This window comes from Thermococcus sp. (assembly GCF_027012695.1).
Classification (GTDB): Archaea; Methanobacteriota_B; Thermococci; order Thermococcales; family Thermococcaceae; genus Thermococcus.
Genome location: NZ_JALUYR010000128.1, coordinates 1 through 1,518, shown reverse-complemented (window position 1 = coordinate 1,518; position 1,518 = coordinate 1). Strand labels below are relative to the sequence as shown.

General features: G+C 43.3%; 1 protein-coding gene. It reads left to right on the top strand.

Annotation, left to right across the window (positions count from 1 at the left end; translation table 11 throughout):
* Window positions 1-857 (top strand): hypothetical protein (locus tag MV985_RS08945; RefSeq protein ID WP_297465485.1); only part of this gene is annotated, 857 nt, incomplete at its 5' end.
* Window positions 858-1,518 lie beyond the last annotated feature (661 nt).

Sequence of the window (1,518 nt, the reverse complement as noted above, 5' to 3'; positions counted from 1 at the left end):
GGAAATACTTGGTGGGTATTTTGTTGGGATTGTTGGTGGTATTGGCAACGGCAGAAACTACCCTGGCAATGTCATATTCCGAAGCGTCTATGTCCCAAGATCCCGTCACTTTCAGAATATCTCTCGGAGTATCTAAACCTACACCGATATCCCCGATGGTGTTTGGAGATAAGGATCAGCTTACAGTCAGATTTAGAAAGGACATGTCCTTCGTTCTCGATGGGAAGTTGTACTTGGCATTTGAGTGGAAATGGAGTGGATTGCCAGAATTATTCGGAGGAGGCAAGGATGTCATTCTCATTTCGTTCCCGTGGGAGATTCATGGATATCCTGATCCATACATATTTTATGACTATTTGCCTGAAGTTCGTATTGAAACGGTACATGGGATGGAGTACAAAGTTGGTCCCGTAAGTTTCTCTATGGAACCTACCGACGAATTGTTGTTTTACAATGGGGGTTATCACAGAGTTTACCAGATGTTTATCAAAATTCCAGTAGACGATGATGTCCCGTGGGGCATAGTGTGGGTGGGAATAACCCCAAAGAAAAAGATGACACTAGGAACTCATTTTGGCTATTTCCACAACTGGGATTACATCAAACCCACAATGACAGCTTTCAGCATGCTCATAAGCATTAAATGTACAAACCCTCTTGTCTCAACCACCGTGACTTGGAGTGTTGAGAAAATACTCGGTGATGTGCTGGGACGGGGTAAGGGGTTTTGGGAAAAGAAAGACGAAAGGGAAATAGTTTACTCTACTAATGAATATCCTTGGAAATCAACCCCACCGTGGCCACCATGTTCCCCCGGAGGAATTTGTCCTACATCAATTGGAGGGGAAATTAGTTGACGGACGAATATTACAAGGCACGATTTAGAACCAATCTATTGAGGGAGGGAATAGTTTTCTTTGGTCTCTCTTTTCTTTTTGGGACCTTGGACAGTTCAGACGTAGTGATTATGGCCATCGTTTCATGGATAATATCCAGTTTGGTTTGGATTGTGTACAACGAGTATAAGTGCGGTGAGTTGTCCAAACGACTCGAATGCAGACCGTTGTGTGATGTCCTCCTAAAGAAGTCTATCATTGATTCCGCGGGTGTTGGAGTAATAATCCCCGCGAGTTTAGTTAGTAGATATCTTAATCAAAATTATGGGATTCTAATAGCACTCGCGATTATGTGGACAATAGTCTCAGCAAAAATATTGAGCGATATCAATTATCCGTACGAATGGGCTTCCTCCGAGAGAATCAGGCAGGCCAAGGAAAAATGCAAAGTGTAGTGTCCCTATTCTCCAGTGTCACGAATTCTTATTGTGGATCTTTTTCCCGGGAGCATCAAGGGGGAAGTTTATTAGTGTTGGGTCTGATAGTTTGAACAGGTGTTCCTCATGATACTCGATACCGACTACATTACCGAGAACGGCAAGCCCGTCATAAGGATCTTCAAAAAGGAAAACGGCGAGTTTAAAATCGAGTACGACAGAAACTTTGAGCCCTACTTCTACGC